Raw genomic sequence first — 18,465 nt, forward strand, 5'->3', positions numbered from 1 at the left:
ACGCCCCAACAAGGCCGTTGGCTGTGAGTTGGCAACCGTGCTATGCGGGCCAGAGTTCCACAAAATTACGGCGGCGCGATATTCCAGGGCCGGTTGCGTAAGCCAGCATTTCGGGCTGCTGCCGAGCCACTGGAGCGGCAATGATTTCGCTCCGCAAGCACTGTCAGGCAACCTTTGCAGCGGCGGCGCACTCTTGCCTGAAATATTCTCTCAGCCCATGTTTCGTAGCTCACTTTTGATTTTTGCGGCCCTAGGTGCCGGGCTGCCCTTGCAGGCCCAGCAGCTGAAAGGGCGGGTAGTAGCCGCCCAATCGGGCAGTGCGGTGGCTTTTGCTACCGTAGGCGTGAAAGGCAAACCCGTAGGCACCACCACCGATGCGGCCGGCAACTTTGTCCTGAACACGTCGGCCAGCATCACCGGTGCCGATTCCGTTATCATCTCCTGTATCGGCTACCGCGCGTGCCGCACTACCGTAGCAGGGCTGCGCAGCCAGCCCCAGGCGTGGGAGTTGCAGCCGGTGGCCCAGCCCTTGCAGGAGGTGCAGGTGAAGCACGGGCGCGTACGCCCGGCTACCCTAGGTGGAAAAGTGGAAAAGGGCACCGCGCACTGGAACACCCAAACCCGCGACCTTGCCGCCGTAGGCGACGATGAGCGCGGCTGGGAAGTTGCCACCATTCTGCCGGTTCGGCACAACGGCTACATCGATGGCTTCCACTTTTACCTCGAGGACAATGAGTTTAAGCTGGTGCGCCTGCGGTTTATGCTCTACGAAGTAGCAAACGGCAAACCCACTAAGCCCCTACTCACGCAGGACATTCAGTTTACCGTGCCGAGCGGGCAAACCGGCTGGGCCAGCGTCGATCTGCGCCAGTACAACCTGCAGCTGCACAAAGGACAAACCGTGGCGGCGGGCATTCAGTGGTTGCAGGGCGAAAAGCTACACCCCGAGAGCAGCAGGTTTGGCGGGCCCGGGGCCTTTCCGTCGGCTACGCACCGGGCCGTAGTGCGCGACAAAAGCGAAGCGGAGTGGCGCACCTTCCCCGTCAATGCCAGCATGTATCTGGCCGTGCAGGAGTACGACTAGCCCCTGCGGCACCTACACGCCGCAATATTTTTCGGAGGCAACCCAAGCGGCAGCGCAGGACAATAACTTTGCCCTAGGTCAGGAGAGCCCGACGGGTGCGCATGGGGTGCACTACGCCTGCAGGCTTCTGTTTGCAGGCTGATGATTCGACGGCTACTCGCCACCCTATACCTAGGTGCTTTATCGGTAACGGCCCATGGGCAGCACTTGCCCGTGGAGGGCCAGGTGCTGAATGCGCGCACGGGCCAGCCCGTGCCCTTTGCCACCCTGGGCGTGCCGCGCCGCGGGCTGGGCACCGTAGCCGACGAAAACGGCCGCTACCTCCTGCGCCTGCCCGATAACTTCGCCGATACGGTGGTGGTAACGAGCATCGGGTTTTCGCGCGCGCTGCTCTTGCCCGCTCACGTGGCCGCCGGGCAGCGCGTGGTGCGGTTGATGCCCCAGGAGCAAACCCTCGAAAACGTGGTGGTGGCGCACCGAAGGGTCAGGCCCGCTACCCTAGGTCGGAAAACCGCTAAGGGCGACCTGCGCTGGGTGGCGGGCTCAAGCGGCAAGAACACCGTCGACGATGAATGGGGCTGGGAACTCGGCGCCGTGCTGCACCCCGCCAAACCGGCCGTGCTGGAGGAGTTTCACGTGTATTTGCACGACAACAACTACGAGCTGTTGCGCTTCCGCCTGAATCTGTACGCCTACGAGCAGGGCAAGCCCGGCAAGGCCTTGTTGCAGCAAGATGTGCAATTAAAAGTGTGGCCCAAGCAGAAGGGCTGGCTCACGGTTGATCTGCGCTCCTATAATATAAACCTCGAGGCGCAGCCCGTGGCGGCTACCATTCAGTGGCTGCAAAGCGAAACTGCCGAGCCCCAGAAGAAATATTTTTCGGTGCCGGTGAAGCGCCAGCCCAAGCAGGTGATGCTGGAGCGCGAAAACAGCGAAGCCGCCTGGACGATTCATGCCATGCAACCTAGCCTGTACTTCGAGCTGCTCACGGAGTAACCGACAACGCGAAGCGGGCTAGCTTTCGGGGCAAGCACATTTGCTACTCACCCGAAGGAGTGCCTGCATGCAACCAGCCGAGCTTGTTGCTGACTCCCGACAGGGCAAGCCAATTGCTACCCTGCCTATGATTATTGCCTGGCTCAAGCCCAGCAGCCTGCTTTATGCCCTGCTGTCCTGCGCGCACGTTTCGCCGCAACAACCCCAGCCACAAGTGCTCGATGCCCGAACCGGTGCAGCGGTGCCCTTTGCTTCCGTAGGTGTCAAGCTGAAGCCCCTAGGTACGGTGGCCGATGCCGAAGGCCAATTCAGCCTCAGGGCACTTGCCGCCGCCCTGCCTTCTGATACCGTAGTCGTGACGTGCGTAGGCTACGCGCCGCGCAAACTCCTGCTTAGCCAGTTGCAGCAGCAAGCCACCGTGCGCCTCACGCCGCTCACGCATGAGTTAAGCACCGTAACCGTTCGCGGATCGGGTTGGAAGCGCCGACGCATAGGCCACGATGGCTCGTTTAGCATTACGTACTACAACTTTCACATCAACGGCGACACCGATCCGGCCCGCAAATTAGGCCGCGAAGTGGGCGCGGTACTGCGCATTCGGCCGCTGAGCGAGATTGAAGACGTGCACTTTTACATCGGCGAAAACACCTTCCGCAGCGTACGATTGCGCTTAAATGTGCGGAGCTTGGATGCCGACGATAACCCCGCTGCTTCCCTGCTCACCCAAGATGTGCACTACGTGTTGCCCGATAATGCCAAAGGCTGGCAGCACCTCGACTTACGCCCCTACCACATTGCCACCGGCAACCACAACCGGGTAGCCGTGACGCTGGAGTGGCTGGAAGGCTCGCCCGACCCGCAACGCCCCTGGCAAAGCTTGCTGATGCCCGCTCCCCTAGGCCCCTTGCATCGCATGGTGTACCGCGACAAATCGGCCGACAAATGGCATAGCCTGCGGGCGAGCCTGAGCCTTTACGTAACGGCCGCGAGCCCCGCAGAGTAACCGAGGGTTAACCAGTTGAAGTCAGGGTTTCTTAAGCCTACCTCAAATACTGCTCTTGCGCTCTGAAGCACCAGCTTAGTAAGTTACTGCCCCTAAACTCTATCTGCTTAGGCAAGTCTGCGCCATGCGCTGAAACCTTTCGAAAACCTGTTTTGCTTACGAGCTAAGAACGGTTGGCTAACACTTGTAAGCCCCGCGCCTACCCCGCCGGGGCTTTTTCGTACTTTAGCCACTCCAAAATCCCACTCGTTCGGAATCTACCATGCACCCAGCTCCCGTAGCTCCTTATAAACCACAAAACCACGTCCGCATCGTAACGGCGGCGGCGTTGTTCGACGGCCACGACGCGGCCATCAACATCATGCGCCGCATCATCCAAGCCTCAGGTGCCGAAGTAATTCACCTAGGGCACAACCGTTCGGTGCAGGAAATCGTCGACTGCGCCATTCAGGAAGACGCCCAAGCCATTGCTATTACCTCGTACCAGGGCGGCCACAACGAGTTCTTCAAATACATGTACGACCTGCTCAAGGAGCGGGGCGCCGGCCACATCAAAATATTTGGTGGCGGCGGCGGGGTAATTCTGCCCTCCGAAATTGAAGAGCTGCACGGCTACGGCATTACGCGCATCTACTCGCCCGACGACGGCCGCGCCATGGGCCTGCAGGGCATGATCAACGACCTGCTCGAAAAGGCCGACTTCCCGACGGGCAAAAACCTGAACGGCGAAGCCAAGCACGTAAAGGAGAAAGACGCCCTGAGCCTAGGTCGCCTCATCTCGGCTGCCGAGAACTTCCCCGAGGAGTACGAGAAGGTGAAGCAACAGCTGGTTGCCGAGTTCCAGCAGAGCGAGAACGGAGCTGAGTCGAACAACTCACAAACTCCCACCCTCGCTAACTCTCAAACTAAGAAGGCTCCCATCCTAGGTATCACCGGTACCGGCGGTGCCGGTAAGTCGTCGTTGGTGGATGAGCTGGTGCGCCGCTTCCTGCTCGACTTCCCCGACAAGACCATTGCCATCATTTCGGTCGACCCCTCGAAGCGCAAAACCGGCGGCGCCCTCCTTGGCGACCGTATCCGGATGAACGCCATCAACAACCCGCGCGTGTATATGCGCAGCCTTGCCACCCGCCAGAGCAACCTGGCCCTGAGCAAGTATGTGCAGGACGCCGTGGACGTGGTGCGCGCCGCCGATTTCGACCTGATCATTCTCGAAACTTCGGGCATTGGCCAGAGCGATACCGAAATCATCGAGCACTCCGATGCCAGCCTCTACGTGATGACGCCCGAGTACGGCGCCGCCACGCAGCTGGAGAAAATCGATATGCTCGATTTCGCCGATGTCATCGCGCTAAACAAGTTCGATAAGCGCGGCGCTCAGGATGCCCTGCGCGACGTACGCAAGCAGTACCAGCGCAACCACCAGCTCTGGGACCGTCCGACGGACGAGTTGCCCGTATACGGCACCATTGCTTCGCAATTCAACGACCCGGGCATGAACCGCCTGTACCGGGCCGTGCTGGCAACCATCGAGCGGAAAACCGGGGCTACTTTCAGCTCGCAGCTCGAAACTTCGGAGGCTGCCAGCGAAAAGGTGTATATCATTCCGCCCCACCGCACGCGTTATCTCTCCGAAATCACCGAAACGATTCGTCAGTATGACCAGTGGGTCGATAAACAAGCCGAAACCGCTCAGCAACTCTACGGAATCCAGCGAAGCATCGAAGCCGTTCGAAGCCTCGGCAGCGGAGGAGCAACCGCTCACGGAGCCGGGGGGAGCAGCAGCCACGGACCCCAACCAGCCGAACTCGCAACCGGCCTGGAGAAAGCCTTCGAGGAAATCAAGCTCCGGCTGGACGGGCAAAACTGGCGACTCCTGGAGACCTGGCCGCAAAAAGTAGCCGCCTACAAAGCCCCGGAGTTCATCTTTAAGGTGCGCGACAAGGAAATCCGCATCAAAACGCACTCCGAAACCCTCTCGCACCTGCAAGTGCCCAAAGTGGCCACCCCACGCTACGAGGCCTGGGGCGACCTGCTGAAGTGGATGCTGCAGGAAAACGTACCGGGCGAGTTTCCCTACACCGCCGGCGTGTTCCCCTTCAAGCGCGAAGGCGAAGACCCCACGCGTATGTTTGCCGGCGAAGGTGGCCCCGAGCGCACTAACCGCCGCTTCCACTACGTATCGGCTGGCCTGCCCGCCAAGCGCCTGAGCACGGCGTTTGACTCGGTAACGCTCTACGGCGAAGACCCCGACCTGCGCCCCGACATTTACGGCAAGATTGGCAACTCGGGCGTGAGCATCTGCTGCCTCGACGACGCCAAGAAGCTGTACTCCGGCTTCAACCTCGCCGACCCGGTTACCTCGGTGTCGATGACCATCAACGGCCCGGCCGCTACGCTAGCTGCTTTCTTTATGAACGCCGCCATCGATCAGCAGTGCGAGCTGTACATCAAGCAGCATGGCTTGGAGGCTGAGGTTGACGAGAAGATCAAACAGATCTACCAGGCCCTGGGTCAGGAGCGCCCGCGCTACCAAGGCCAGCTGCCCGAGGGCAACGACGGCCTAGGTCTGATGCTGCTCGGCGTAACCGGCGACCAGGTGCTGCCCGCCGAGGTGTACCAGGAAATCAAAGCCCGCACGCTCTCGCAAGTACGCGGCACCGTGCAGGCCGACATCCTGAAGGAAGACCAGGCCCAGAACACCTGCATCTTCTCCACGGAGTTCTCGCTGCGCCTCATGGGCGACGTGCAGCAGTACTTCATCACCAATAAGGTGCGGAACTTCTACTCCGTATCGATTTCGGGCTACCACATTGCCGAGGCCGGCGCCAACCCCATTACCCAGCTGGCCCTCACGCTCTCCAACGGCTTCACCTTCGTGGAGTACTACGTGAGCCGCGGCATGGATGTGAACGACTTCGCTCCCAACCTGTCGTTCTTCTTCTCGAACGGCATGGACCCCGAGTACTCGGTGATGGGCCGCGTGGCACGCCGCATCTGGGCCAAGGCCATGAAGCTGAAGTACAGCGCCAACTCCCGCTCGCAGATGTTGAAATACCACATCCAGACCTCGGGCCGCTCCTTGCACGCGCAGGAAATCGACTTCAACGATATCCGCACCACGCTGCAGGCGCTGTACGCCATCTACGACAACTGCAACTCGCTGCACACCAACGCCTACGACGAGGCCATTACCACGCCTACCGAAGAGTCGGTGCGCCGGGCCATGGCCATTCAGCTCATCATCAACCGCGAGCTGGGCTTGGCCAAGAACGAGAACCCGCTGCAGGGCTCGTTCATCATCGAGGAACTGACCGACCTGGTGGAGGAAGCCGTAATGGCCGAGTTCGACCGCATCACGGAGCGCGGCGGCGTGCTGGGCGCCATGGAAACCATGTACCAGCGCGGCAAAATCCAGGAGGAAAGCCTCTACTACGAGATGCAGAAGCACACCGGCGAGCTGCCCATCATCGGCGTGAACACCTTCCTCTCTTCGAAAGGCTCGCCCACGGTGCAGCCGGCCGAGGTTATCCGCGCCACCGAGGAGGAAAAGCAGTACCAGATTTCGATGCTGCAGAACCTGCACACCCGCAACCGCGACACGGCAGATAATGCCCTGAAGCGCCTGCAGCAGAAGGCCGTGCAGAACGAGAACCTCTTTGAGGAGCTGATGGAAACGGTGAAGTCCTGCTCGCTTGGGCAGATTACCAATGCGCTGTTTGAAGTTGGCGGTCAGTACCGGCGGAATATGTAGGCTGCTCCGGCAGCTTTGGCTGAAATGAAACGGGTGCTACCTTGCTGAGGTGGCACCCGTTTCCGTTCAGCCAAAATAAGAGGAATTTACGCACACACCTCAAGCAAATCCTGTCACGTCACCGACAAACCGTAAAATGAGTATTTTCAAAAGGAGTTTAGACCGACTCATCAATAAGGCTGATATTTTGAAGCTCAAAAACACGCTAACTGACACTCAATGGCTATTGCTCAGCCAAGAGCAAGAAAAGACTGTTTACTCTTTTCTTGATGACAAAAGGTTAGTGATATCCATAAATGGGGAAGGCACATCCGGCAAATGGGAATTTATAGTTGACAACGATACTCTTGTCATAGAAACTATCTCAATTAATGTCTTCAACTGCTACATGATATCAGACGATTTTTTAATATTGCACAAGGACAATGATTTAAATTTTAATATTCTAGCTAATTTATCCAAACACAAAAACAATGCAAAAGATAATTTATTAAATAATTTTTACAATAAGTATTTCAGTAAAATAAACTCAACAACAGATAGTCAGAAGCTATATGCGATAAAAGTACATGAGATAAATGAACTTATCAAAGATGGAAAAAACAAAAAAAGAACCGCAAGAGCTATACAAAAAATGGTGTATGATGCGCAAAGCGCTCAGTTGTTTAATCACACATTTCAGCAAATATTCGGAACTAAGATTGCTGACAATTTGAACAACTCAAATTTCACTCCTAGTGAAGCCTATGAAATTGCCGAGCCACTAATAAATTTTGGCATCATAAAAAGAAGGAGATAAATCGCTCAATGTGGCGCGAGTTTAGTGAAACGTAACTCGTGACCCATTCTGGCGCGAGTTTAGCGCAGCGTAACACGTGACCAGTCTTGATGTGGGGGCTGTGCCTCCACTGCCGCCAACAGCGGCAAGCCGGAACCGCGCCGCTTGGTAGTGTGCTATCTGAGCGGCGTTGCTCGTTCTGATGGGGCAGGCGCAGCCCCCCTCTGGCGCGAGTTTAGCGTAGCGTAACTCTCCCAACTGGTACGAGTTCAGCGTAGCGTAACTCGTACCAGTCATCCTACAGAAGCCTCAGCCGCCCCGGCGACAAGCCGGTACCGCGCCGCTTGGATTCATCCGGGCGGCGCTGCTTTAATATAGTGCTCATTAGGCCGCCAGCGGCAGCGTTACTTCTCGTTTCAGCTGCGGCAGGTGTTGCACCACTATGCTCCCCATCTGGCGCGAGTTTAGCGCAGCGTAACTCGTGACCAGCTATGAGGTGGAGGCTGCGCCTCCACTGCCGCCAACAGCGGCAAACCGGCCACGCGCCGCTTGGATAACCTGTTAATCCGGGAGGCGTTGGTCGTTCTGACGAGGGAGGCGCAGCCTCCCGGCAAGGCTGGTCACGAGTTACGCTACGCTAAACTCGCGCCAGCTAAAGCCGGCAAACGGCTACCTTATCGGCATGAGTGAGAAATACAAGATTCGGGATTCGCGGCAGCTCTACTTTGTGTCCTTCGCCACCGTCAACTGGATTGATGTCTTTACGCGGCGACTTTATAACGACATCTTCGTGGACAGCCTGCGCTACTGCCAGCGGCACAAAGGGCTGGAGGTGTACGCGTGGTGCCTGATGACCAATCATGCCCATCTGATTATCAGCAGCGAGAAGGACAGCCTGTCGGCCATCCTGCGTGACTTGAAGCGGCACACCGCCAAAACCATTCTGCAAGCCATCCAGCAAAACCAGCAGGAAAGCCGCCGCGAGTGGATGCTGTGGATGTTCGAACGCGCCGGCCAGCGCAACAGCCACAACGAGCAGTACCAGTTTTGGCAGCAGGGCAACCACCCCATCGAGCTTTATTCCAATGAGCTGCGCCACCAACGACTCGATTATTTACATCGTAATCCGGTAGTTGCTGGGTTCGTGGACGCACCCGAAGACTTTCAGTACAGCAGTGCTCGTAACTATGCCGGTCGCTCCGGCTTATTGGATGTATTGCTGATTCAGTAGCGAAGACTAAATAGAGCAAACCTGCCGCACAACTCAGCAGCTCCAAAACCGGTACCCTTGGAACATGAACGTTCCAGAAAAGTCAGCCGATGCGGCTCCCGTAACGCTAGTCAGAGCCTTTGGTGCCGTGAGCGGCATGATGCTGGTTGCCGGTATCGTAATCGGCTCCGGCGTATTCAAGAAGATAGTACCGCTGGCGCAGAGCGGCTTGAGCGAGGAATGGATACTCGTGGCCTGGGTTGCGGGCGGCCTCGTTACCCTCTGCGGAGCCCTGAACCTGTCGGGCATGGCTTCGCTCACCGAAGAATCGGGCGGCGTGTACGAATACCTGCGCCTCTCCTTCGGCAACTTCGCGTCGTTTCTGTTCGGCTGGACGGACTTCTCCATTATCGGCTCGGCTTCGGTGGCGGCGCTGGCCTTCATCTTCGCGCAATCCGTCAACTCGCTGCTGCCGCTGCCCAACCCGGCGCAGGATTTGGCGCATCTATCCATTGGCGGGCTCATCTACCCCTTCGCCGATTCGGGCATTAAGCTGCTAGCCATCGGCACGGCGGCGGCGCTTACCTGGGTAAACTATCGGGGCGTGAGCGGCAGCGGGCACCTGAGCAACGCGTTTACGGCCGCCAAAATCGCGGGCATTCTGCTGCTGGTGCTGGCGGGTACTTTCCTGGCGGCGCCTAGGTCGGCGGAGGTGGCTGCGGTGGCGGCGCCCGTGCGCGAGGTGCCGTTGGCCAGCGCTTTTTTTGGGGCCTTGCTCAGCGTGTTCTGGGCCTACGATGGCTGGGTTGACCTGTCCTTTGTGACAGGCGAAATCAAGAACCCGCGCCGGAATGTACCCAGGGCCATTATTGGTGGCGTTACGGTGGCCGTGCTGCTGTACGTGCTCGTCAACTACGCCTACCTGCGGGCGTTGCCGCTGCCCCAGCTGGCCGCCATTGGCCCGAACGAGATTGGCGCCGCTGTGGTGGCCGAAGCCCTGCTGGGCAAGTGGGGCAAAACGGGGGTGTCGCTGCTGATACTAATGAGCGTATTCGGCACGCTGAATGCGGTGCTGCTCTCGCACAGCCGGGTGCATTTCCGCATGGCCCAGGAGCAGTTTTTCTTCCGGTCGGCGGCGGCAGTGCATCCGCGCTACCGCACCCCCTACCGGGCCTTGTTCTTCACCATGGCCTGGAGCACGGTGCTTATCATCTCCGGCACCTTCGAGCGCCTGACCGATTTGGTCATCTTTGCCACCTTTTTGTTTTATGGCCTGATGGCCGCGGCCGTGGTCAAGATGAAGCGGCAAGGGCGTATTCCGGGGCCGCCGGGTTATCCGTACGTGCAAATCGTGCTGCTGCTGTTTGCCCTCACCTTTACCTGCCACACGGTGGTAACGCAGCCGCTGCAGTCATTGCTGGGCCTAGGGCTGATCCTGACCGGGCTGCCGTTCTACCTGTATTTCGTGCGACAGGCTCGGGCACAAGTCGCCAGGGCTTCGGCCATCAAAGCCTAGGTGCTGGGCGGCGCTTTCAGGTAAAACAGGCAGTGGTTGAGCTACCGAAAGCATACGCTTGCCTAGGTGCAACTGGGCAAGCCCGGCAATTGCCTAGCTTTACCTCATGCGTACGGTTTACACTTTCGCGAAACGGGCCGGGTTGGCGGTGCTCTGGCTGTTAGCGGCCTGCTCCTCGCCCGATCAGCAAACCGGCGGCCCAACGGCCGGCCAAAACGTAAGCGTGCGTTACACCGCCAAGCGCGTGGTATTGCCCGACGAGCCCCACCGCGGCCGCATCCTCGACCGCCACGATTCCGTGCTGGTTGACACCCGCACGCAGTACCTGCTGAAACTGCCCAGCCGCGGCAAGCTCGATACCCTGGCCCTAGGTGAGCTGCTGGGTTGGGACTCCACCACCGTACGCCGGCGCATAACCGATGCCCTGCCCTACGGCCAAGCCTCGCGCGGCTACCAGGTGCAGCTGAGCCTTACCAAGGCCGAGGCCGAGCGCGTGCGGCGCGACAGCAGCACCACTGTGCCCCAGCTTACTTTGTGGGAAAGACCCAGGCGCACCTACACCACCCCGGCCGCCGCGCCCGTGCTAGGCTACCTAGGGGCCGAAGCACAAGCCTTCTACAACCAGGCCAAGCGCTACCGCCGCGGCCGCTTTTACCGCCTGCGCAACGGCGGCATCGAGACGTATTACAACGGCTTGCTGGCGGGGCACCGCGGCTATCTGCACCCGTTGCTGGATGCCCAGGGCAAGCAGCACGGCAGTTGGGCCAAGGATACAGCTTTTCAGCAGGGCCAGGATTTGCACCTGACCCTTGATGCGAAGCTGCAGACCTACGCCGAGAAGCTAATGGGCGGCCGCAAGGGCTACCTGGTGGCGCTCGACCCGCGTACCGGCGAAATTCTGGCGTATGTGTCGGGGCCGGTGTACAAGGCCAGCACCATTACCGCGCCCGACCAGGCCGGCGTGCGCACCAAGCTGCTGGAGCACGACGACATGCCGCTGCTAAACCGACCGGCCATGCTGGCCAACCCGCCCGGCTCGGTGTTCAAGCTCGTCAACGCGGCCATCGCGCTGCAGATGCACGCCTTTACGCCGGCCTCGGCTTTCCGCTGCGACCAGTCGCTGGTGAACTGCGTACACCACCACCCGCCCGGCAAAAACCTCACGGCGGCCCTTAAGTACAGCTGCAACCCGTACTTCTACCGGGTAATGCAAAGCCTGATCGACTGCGTGCCCGATACGCTGGCGGGTGATACCGTGGGGGCACGCCACGCCAACCTGGCCATGTGGCACCGCTACGCCCGCTCGTTCGGCCTGGCCGCGCCCCTAGGTGTTGATTTGCCCCGCGAGGCGCCGGGGCACCTGCCCACCCCGGCTTACTACGACAAAGCCCGACGTACGCGCAACTGGGCCTACCGCTCCATTTACTCGCTCAGCATCGGGCAGGGCGAAATCAACCTAACCGGCTTGCAGATGGCCAACATGGCCGCCATTATTGCCAACCGCGGCTGGTACTACACGCCCCATCTGGTGCGCAGCGTGGGCAGCAGCGGGCCGTTGCCGCGTTTCACCCAAAAACACCGCACCCTCGTCGACAGCGTACATTTCGCGGCGCTGGTGCCCGGCATGGTGGCCGTGATGCAGCGCGGCGGCACGGCCGATGCTTCGAGCCTGGCGGATGTGGGAATTAAAGTGGCGGGCAAAACCGGGACCGTTGAAAACGACGAAGGCGACGACCACGCGGCTTTTGTGGGCTTCGCGCCGGCCGACAACCCCAAGATTGCCGTGGCCGTGTACCTCGAAAACGCTGGGTTTGGCGCCACTGCCGCCGCCCCCTGTGCCGTGCTGGTGATGGAGAAGTACCTGCGCGGCAGCATCGCGCCTAAGCGCAAGCGCTGGGAAAAGCGCATCCAGAACCGGGCCCGGCGCGAGGAATATTAGCGGCTGCAGCACCCGGAGCGGTAATGCAGCGCCTGCCGTTCATTACAGATTATCTATATAGCTTGCCGCGTCTTTACCATATTTCAACTTCTATGTTTATCAGTCGTTCCGTTCTTCTGACCGTGCTTCCGGTTGCCGCTGTGCTGATGTCGGCTGGCACTTCGCCCGCTCCCACTGCGGCGCCGCCTACCAACTTCACGCAGGGCGTCATCACGACCCGGGTATCGTTGCCGGGCAACCCCTACGACAAGTTTTTAAACCAACTGGACCCCACCAAAGGCAATTTGCAGGCGCAGATTCAGCAGTTGGCCATGCGCATGACTCCGGCCGAGCAGCAGCGCTTTCAGGCGGAGGCCGCTCAGCTAAATCCGGCACTGGTAATGGGAGCCATGATGCTGCCGCGCAAGGGCACCATTTACTACCGGGGCCAGGAGGCGCGCGTAAGCACCGATGCCCTGACGTATCACCTGGAAAACTACTTCGATGGCGCGAAAAAAGCCGGCACCATGCTGCTGGCCGCGCAGAGTGGCGCGGAGCGTGTGGCCTACACCTACAATGCCGCTACGCTTACTAAAACCTGGCAAACCATTGTAGTTACCGAAGAAGACTACGCGCTAAAAACCACCACCGAAACCAGCATGGTGGCCGGCTACCCCAGCCAGAAAACTACTTATACCCTGAAGCCGGGTGCGGCCCCCAACCCCGAAGCCCCGGGCCAGATGAGCCAGAAGCCGGTAGCCCTGGATGTGTGGACCTCTGCTCAGATTCCGCAGATGCTCAATTTTGCGCACCCCGTGTACGTGAAGGAAAAGAACGGCATCACGAAGCTGGTGGTGTACTTCGATAAGGAGCGCAAGCAGCAGATGGTGTACGAGTTTGCCAGCGTGCAGACCAAGCCGGTTACGCCGCAGGAATTGCAGATTAAGGCCAACACCCCGCTCCTCGACTACGCCAAGGATGAGATGCAGATTGGCATGAAATCGTTGGCTATTATGCTTGGCGGCATGCCGAAGCAAACCGACGCTGCCGACGACAGCGAGTAGGTATTTGGCCTGCGCCTATTCCTACACGCTACGGCCCGTTCCTGCTCCGGAACGGGCCGTTGTTCGTTAAGATGATCAGGGCATAGAGGATTGTCCACGCCTGCTGGAGCACTGTTGATCAGGCATCGGGAAGCATCGAATAATTCAGGTTCCGAACCGATTTGCTTGACCTTGAAAACGCGCGTGTGTTTCTCACGGGCATGCTGCGCATCAGCAGTGGCCTAGGTGCTTTGGTGATGGACGACAAAGGCGAGTTAGTGGAGCCCAGCTTTTCATCGGTACTGCCATCAATAAATAAATCCAGGGCAGTTGCTTCCTGACCCGCGAGAATTTGTTGCACCCGTACTTTGAGAGCATCCCGAATCCTAGCCCCTGCTCCTATCTTATTCGCTGTAGATACCTGGCCTTATGCCCGCAACCATCACCATCGCGCAACACTCCGCTCGCCCGCTCACGGTTAACCGCCTGGGTTACGGAACCATGCGCCTACCCGGGCCCGATGTGTGGGGCGAGCCCGCCGACCGCGCCGAGGCTTTGCAAATTCTGCGGACGGCTGAGGAGCACGGGGTAAATTTCCTCGACACGGCCGATTATTACGGCCAGGATGTAACGAACCGCCTCATTCGGGAAGCGCTGTACCCCTACCCGCCCGAGTTGCTGATTTGCACCAAAGTGGGTGCCGCCCGCCTCCCCGATAAAAGCTGGGTACCCTACAACCGCCCCGAACAGCTGCGCGCCAGCATCGATAACAACCTGCGCACCCTGGGCCAGGAGCAAATTCAGCTGGTGCACTACCGCGTGATGCCCAAGAGCGACGTGCCCCTGAGCGAGGCCCTAGGTGCCATGTACGAGATGCAGCGCGAGGGCAAGATTTTGCACGTAGGCCTGAGCAACGTAACGCGCGAAGAGCTGACAACCGGCCTGCAGCTGGGCCCGATTGCCACCGTTGAGAACATGTATAGTTACGCCCAGCGCACCACCCACCGCACCCCGCACTTCGAAAGCCGGGGCGGCGAAGAAGTGCTGGACCTGTGCGAGCAGCACGGCATTCCCCTTATTCCGTACTTCTCGCTCTTGCACGCCCTGCCCAAACACTCCGAGCAGGTGGCCGAAATAGCCCGCAAGCACCAGGCCACGCCGGCCCAGGTAAACATTGCCTGGCTGCTGCACCGCTCGCCCTGGCTGTTGCCCATCCCCGGCACTTCCAGGCTGGCGCACCTGCGCGAGAACCTGGCGGCCGCGCATATCCGCCTCAGCCCCGACGACATGGCGCACCTAGGGTAGCGCCCCGCTGCCCTAGGTGCTGCTGCTCTGCTGCTACCTAGGGCAATTGTTTCGGGTTGCTGCTACGCTCAGGCCCATTGGGTTTGACGCAAACCGGCTCCGGGGTTTACATTGGGGCATGATGAAATACGGCGCGTGGTTAGGCCTGCTGGGTTGGCTGCTGGCAGGCAATGCAAATGCCCAATCGTTGGCGGGCATTTGGCAAGGCGTAGAAACCGACCCCGAAGAGCCCGGTGCCACCTGGCCGGCCCTGCTGCGCGTGCAGGAGGCCAAAGGCACGGGCATGTTTGGCGTGCTGTACCAGGAGGCCACGGGCCGGCCCAACGTAACGGTTACGTTTCAGGTGCGGGCCACGCGCACGGCCACCGGGCTGGCGCTGGAGCACGTGCGCAAGCTCAACGAAACCGGGGCCACCCCCTTCAGCTACTGGTGCGAGGGCTCCATTGCCTTTACCTACGACGCGAAGGAGGAAAAGCTAACCGGGCGCGCCGCCTACGCCCCCGTGGGCGACTGCGACAAAGGCAGCTTCACGCTTTACCGCGTCAAGCTTAAGTCGGCCGCCAAGGTGCAGGCCGGCGCCGAAACCACCATTCGGGTTTCGGGCCGCGACGTGCGCTGGTACGCCGATGCCGACCTGAAGCAGCCCGTGAACACCGGCAACAGCTACCGTACCAGGCTCAGCAAAACCACTACTTTTTACATCACGCAAGGCTACTACCGCACCCGCGAAAGCGCCGTGGTGCCCATTACCGTGCAGGTGAGCGGCGCGGCTCCCAAGCCCAAGCCAGCCCCGGCCCCGGCGCCCAAACCCGCCCCGCCCGACACCGCCCGCCCTACGCCCCCGCCGGCCCCCGTCATCAGCCAACAACCCGTGGTGCTGCCCACCGTGCTCTTTAAGCTTGGCACGCCCGAGCTGCTGCCCGAAGCCTTGCCCGCCCTCGATCAGCTGGCCGCCGAGCTGCAGGCCCGCCCTAGCTTACGCGTGCTGGTGGCCGGCCATACCGACCGCATCGGCGAGCCCGACAAAAACCAGGCACTATCCGAGCAACGGGCCGAGGCGGTGAAGGCGTACCTCGTGAAAGCGGGCGTGGCGCCCGAGCGCATCAGCACCGCCGGGTACGGCGACACGCGCCCGCTCTACGCCTCGCCCGATGCCCGCAACCGGCGCGTGGAGGTTTCGGAGGCGAAATAGGCGGTGAGGCCATATCTGTATGACAGGATTTGGGTACCTCGCCTATGGCTTATGAAGCAAGGCATGTGTATTATATCAATTAAGTATTGTATATTATTTATACAATGATTATCATTACCATCAGACGCTTGGCTTTGCAGACGCCTAGGGCGCTGCCTGGCTGATGCGGTGCGGCGCCTTGTTGGCTAACCTTTCGCGGCATTGCGGGTATACGTGCGTACCTGCTCCTGTGCAGCTTACTCCTTCACCCCGACTCCACCTGATGAAGCAGTTTGTACAAACGTTTAGGTTGCTGGCTCTGCCCCTGGCGTTGCTGCCTGCCCTACCGCACGCCGCCCAGGCCCAAACCCCCGACCGCAGAGCGAGCCTGGGGCTGAACCTGAGTGCGTTGCAATACCAAGGCAACTTCGGTTCGGATTACTGGAAGTTCGACCGCAGCTCGTACGCGCCCGGCCTGGCCGTAAACCTGTACCTGGGCCGCGGTATCGACCTGAACACCCAGGTGTTTTACGGCGAGCTTACCGGCAACCGCAGCCCCAAAACGCGCTTCACCACCACGCTCGTCAACGCCAACCTGGGCTTTAAGCTGAAGCTGAACAACGGCTGGGCCCTCAAGGAAAACGCCTTTTTTCAGCCCTACCTGCTGGTGGGCTCGGGGTGGTCGTACGCCAGCCGCACGGGCCTGAACGACGGCCAGCGCATCGATGAGGACAAAGGCTACATCGATGTGATGGGCGGCGCGGGCATCAACCTGCGCCTGGGTGGCGGCGTGGGCTTGTTCGTGCAGAGCACCCAGCACATGCCCATGGAGGCCAACTTCGACGGCGTGCCCGAAACCAACGTGCCGCGCTGGGCCGACCGCTTTTTGCAGCATACCGTGGGCCTCACGTTTAACCTGGGCCAGGCGGCCGATGCCGACGAAGACGGCGTGCCCGACCGCCAGGATCGTTGCGCCAACACGCCGCCCGGCGTGGAGGTTGACGAAAAAGGCTGCCCGCCCGATACCGATAACGACGGCGTGGCCGACTACCGCGACAACTGCCCCAACGAGCAAGGCACCGCCGACCTGCAAGGCTGCCCCGACAAGGACGGCGACGGCGTAGCCGACGCCAACGACACCTGCCCCGACGTAGCCGGTAAGGAAGAGCTAAGCGGCTGCCCCGATACCGATAACGACGGCATTCCGGACGCCGAGGACAAGTGCCCCGATACGCCCGCCGGCACCCAGGTAGATGCCAGCGGCTGCTCGGCCGCTGCCAACGCCACCGAAACCGACTCGGATGCCGACGGCGTGCCCAACACCACCGACCGCTGCCCCAACAGCGCCGGCCCGGCCTCGAACAACGGCTGCCCCGAGATTAAGGAAGAAACGCGCAAGCGCCTGCAGGAGGCCACCCAGTTCATCGGCTTCGAGCGCAACAAGGCTACCCTGCTGGCTACCTCGTACGCCACCCTCGACACGGTTGCCCAAATCCTGGCGCGCTACCCCGATTACACCCTCAGCATTACGGGGCACACGGATAGCCAGGGCCCGGCCGCGTTCAACCTGCGCCTCTCGCGCGAGCGGGCCGCTGCCGCCCGCAGCTACCTCGTGGGCAAAGGCATTGCCGCAAGCCGCGTTCAGCAGCGCGGCTACGGCCCCCTGCACCCCGTGGCCGACAATGCCACCGAGGCCGGCCGGGTGCGCAACCGCCGCGTCGAGTTCGACTTGTTCCTGAATGGCGCGGCCAACCCAGCCGATGCCAAATATGGCTCGGAGCCAACCACCGCGCCGGCTACTACTCCGGCCAAACCCACCAAAGCAGCCCCGGCCAAAAAAGCCGCCGTTCGCAAAGCACCGGCCCGCAAGCCCGCTGCCCGGCGCCCCCCGGCCGCTGCCAAGGCCACGGCACCTAGGGCCGGCACTGCTAAAAAGCCAGCCGCCAAAACCCCGGCCAAGGCCCCGGTGCGCAAGCCAGCCCCGCGCAAGCCGTAAGCCCAAGTAAGTAAGCCTGTTCCGTGGTTTGCGGGAGCAAAGCGCCGGAGCTGCCTTCAGGTGGCGGCCGGTGGCTTCGCTCCCGCTTGCTTTGGCAAGCACAGCGTACCTAGGGCGCAACCAAAGAATGATGCATGCATAACAACTAATTAACATTTAAGCCGTATCTTTGCATCAATAATCTGAACATCACTTACATACAACATAGGCTATGAAAAAGACCACCGCCGTTTCGACGTTGTTGCTGCTGGGTGGCCTGGGGTCCTTGGGGCTGTGGGCGGCCCGCACGCTTAAGTTCAACCTCTACATCGATTCGCTCGACGAAGACCTGAGCGAGTACTGCTGCTAAGCGGCCATTTTCCGGGTTTGCTGATTTGATAAGCCGGCTCCGCATTGCGTGGGGCCGGCTTTTTTGCTGGCCCGTAGTGGCCATATCCGGCGTTCGGGCCAGCGCAAGCCGGCAGCTTGTGCTGCGCGCCCGGCACCAGCGGCTTAGCTGGGCGCTTGCGGCTAGCCACGGCAGCTGCACAACGGCCGCCGTACAGGCACCAGGTAAGGCGTATCGGCTGGCGCGAAGGCGGCCTGCCCTAGGTGCCCTTGGCCTGAGGTGCGCCCAGCAGCCCACAAATCGTTGCCGAAAACGAATGGCTTTGCTGAAAGCTGATTTTCAGGGAGGTGCTAATGGCCTGCC

The 18,465-nt window shown here is 60.4% G+C and carries 14 protein-coding genes; all 14 read left to right on the top strand.

The window, feature by feature from the left end; genetic code table 11:
• Nucleotides 1–217 precede the first annotated feature (217 nt).
• The gene (locus OIS50_RS05865) at nt 218–1,084 is read left to right on the top strand and encodes a carboxypeptidase-like regulatory domain-containing protein (RefSeq protein WP_264693387.1); all 867 of its coding nucleotides are present in this window, start codon (nt 218–220) and stop codon (nt 1,082–1,084) included.
• A 141-nt stretch (nt 1,085–1,225) separates the two neighbouring features.
• Nucleotides 1,226–2,080 carry a carboxypeptidase-like regulatory domain-containing protein gene (locus OIS50_RS05870; protein WP_264693388.1) on the top strand — a complete coding sequence of 285 codons (855 nt, stop codon included), beginning with the start codon at nt 1,226–1,228 and terminating at the stop codon, nt 2,078–2,080.
• 127 nt (nt 2,081–2,207) lie between these two features.
• A complete protein-coding gene (locus OIS50_RS05875; RefSeq protein WP_264693389.1) occupies nt 2,208–3,083 on the top strand; it encodes a carboxypeptidase-like regulatory domain-containing protein in 876 nt (291 codons plus the stop codon).
• A 262-nt stretch (nt 3,084–3,345) separates the two neighbouring features.
• The gene (locus OIS50_RS05880; RefSeq protein WP_264693390.1) at nt 3,346–6,837 is read left to right on the top strand and encodes a methylmalonyl-CoA mutase family protein; all 3,492 of its coding nucleotides are present in this window, start codon (nt 3,346–3,348) and stop codon (nt 6,835–6,837) included.
• A gap of 136 nt (nt 6,838–6,973) precedes the next feature.
• A complete protein-coding gene (locus OIS50_RS05885) occupies nt 6,974–7,636 on the top strand; it encodes a hypothetical protein (protein WP_264693391.1) in 663 nt (220 codons plus the stop codon).
• Between the two features lie 661 nt (nt 7,637–8,297).
• A complete protein-coding gene (locus OIS50_RS05890; protein WP_264693392.1) occupies nt 8,298–8,846 on the top strand; it encodes an REP-associated tyrosine transposase in 549 nt (182 codons plus the stop codon).
• A gap of 64 nt (nt 8,847–8,910) precedes the next feature.
• Nucleotides 8,911–10,341 (top strand): APC family permease, encoded by a 1,431-nt coding sequence (locus tag OIS50_RS05895; RefSeq protein ID WP_264693393.1) that lies wholly within the window; start codon nt 8,911–8,913, stop codon nt 10,339–10,341.
• A gap of 106 nt (nt 10,342–10,447) precedes the next feature.
• On the top strand, nt 10,448–12,280 hold the full coding sequence (locus tag OIS50_RS05900) for a peptidoglycan D,D-transpeptidase FtsI family protein (RefSeq protein ID WP_264693394.1): 1,833 nt from the start codon (nt 10,448–10,450) through the stop codon (nt 12,278–12,280).
• A gap of 122 nt (nt 12,281–12,402) precedes the next feature.
• Nucleotides 12,403–13,323 (top strand): hypothetical protein, encoded by a 921-nt coding sequence (locus OIS50_RS05905; protein WP_264693395.1) that lies wholly within the window; start codon nt 12,403–12,405, stop codon nt 13,321–13,323.
• 161 nt (nt 13,324–13,484) lie between these two features.
• On the top strand, nt 13,485–13,643 hold the full coding sequence (locus OIS50_RS05910; RefSeq protein WP_264693396.1) for a hypothetical protein: 159 nt from the start codon (nt 13,485–13,487) through the stop codon (nt 13,641–13,643).
• An 88-nt stretch (nt 13,644–13,731) separates the two neighbouring features.
• Nucleotides 13,732–14,607, top strand: a complete 876-nt coding sequence (locus OIS50_RS05915) for an aldo/keto reductase (RefSeq protein WP_264693397.1) — start codon at nt 13,732–13,734, stop codon at nt 14,605–14,607.
• A 118-nt stretch (nt 14,608–14,725) separates the two neighbouring features.
• Nucleotides 14,726–15,799: an OmpA family protein gene (locus OIS50_RS05920; RefSeq protein ID WP_264693398.1), complete on the top strand. Its 1,074-nt coding sequence runs from the start codon at nt 14,726–14,728 to the stop codon at nt 15,797–15,799.
• A 262-nt stretch (nt 15,800–16,061) separates the two neighbouring features.
• A complete protein-coding gene (locus tag OIS50_RS05925; protein WP_264693399.1) occupies nt 16,062–17,774 on the top strand; it encodes an OmpA family protein in 1,713 nt (570 codons plus the stop codon).
• 211 nt (nt 17,775–17,985) lie between these two features.
• A complete protein-coding gene (locus OIS50_RS05930; protein ID WP_264693400.1) occupies nt 17,986–18,123 on the top strand; it encodes a hypothetical protein in 138 nt (45 codons plus the stop codon).
• Nucleotides 18,124–18,465: the final 342 nt, after the last annotated feature.

Origin of the sequence: Hymenobacter sp. YIM 151858-1, assembly GCF_025979705.1 — a bacterium.
Lineage (GTDB): Bacteria > Bacteroidota > Bacteroidia > Cytophagales > Hymenobacteraceae > Solirubrum.

What these genes read in the sequence shown, in the direction of transcription:
- OIS50_RS05865 (WP_264693387.1), top strand. Translation starts at nt 218, where the DNA reads ATGTTTCGTAGCTCACTTTTGATTTTTGCGGCCCTAGGTGCCGGGCTG.
- OIS50_RS05870 (WP_264693388.1), top strand. Translation starts at nt 1,226, where the DNA reads ATGATTCGACGGCTACTCGCCACCCTATACCTAGGTGCTTTATCGGTA.
- OIS50_RS05875 (WP_264693389.1), top strand. Translation starts at nt 2,208, where the DNA reads ATGATTATTGCCTGGCTCAAGCCCAGCAGCCTGCTTTATGCCCTGCTG.
- OIS50_RS05880 (WP_264693390.1), top strand. Translation starts at nt 3,346, where the DNA reads ATGCACCCAGCTCCCGTAGCTCCTTATAAACCACAAAACCACGTCCGC.
- OIS50_RS05885 (WP_264693391.1), top strand. Translation starts at nt 6,974, where the DNA reads ATGAGTATTTTCAAAAGGAGTTTAGACCGACTCATCAATAAGGCTGAT.
- OIS50_RS05890 (WP_264693392.1), top strand. Translation starts at nt 8,298, where the DNA reads ATGAGTGAGAAATACAAGATTCGGGATTCGCGGCAGCTCTACTTTGTG.
- OIS50_RS05895 (WP_264693393.1), top strand. Translation starts at nt 8,911, where the DNA reads ATGAACGTTCCAGAAAAGTCAGCCGATGCGGCTCCCGTAACGCTAGTC.
- OIS50_RS05900 (WP_264693394.1), top strand. Translation starts at nt 10,448, where the DNA reads ATGCGTACGGTTTACACTTTCGCGAAACGGGCCGGGTTGGCGGTGCTC.
- OIS50_RS05915 (WP_264693397.1), top strand. Translation starts at nt 13,732, where the DNA reads ATGCCCGCAACCATCACCATCGCGCAACACTCCGCTCGCCCGCTCACG.
- OIS50_RS05920 (WP_264693398.1), top strand. Translation starts at nt 14,726, where the DNA reads ATGATGAAATACGGCGCGTGGTTAGGCCTGCTGGGTTGGCTGCTGGCA.
- OIS50_RS05925 (WP_264693399.1), top strand. Translation starts at nt 16,062, where the DNA reads ATGAAGCAGTTTGTACAAACGTTTAGGTTGCTGGCTCTGCCCCTGGCG.
- OIS50_RS05930 (WP_264693400.1), top strand. Translation starts at nt 17,986, where the DNA reads ATGAAAAAGACCACCGCCGTTTCGACGTTGTTGCTGCTGGGTGGCCTG.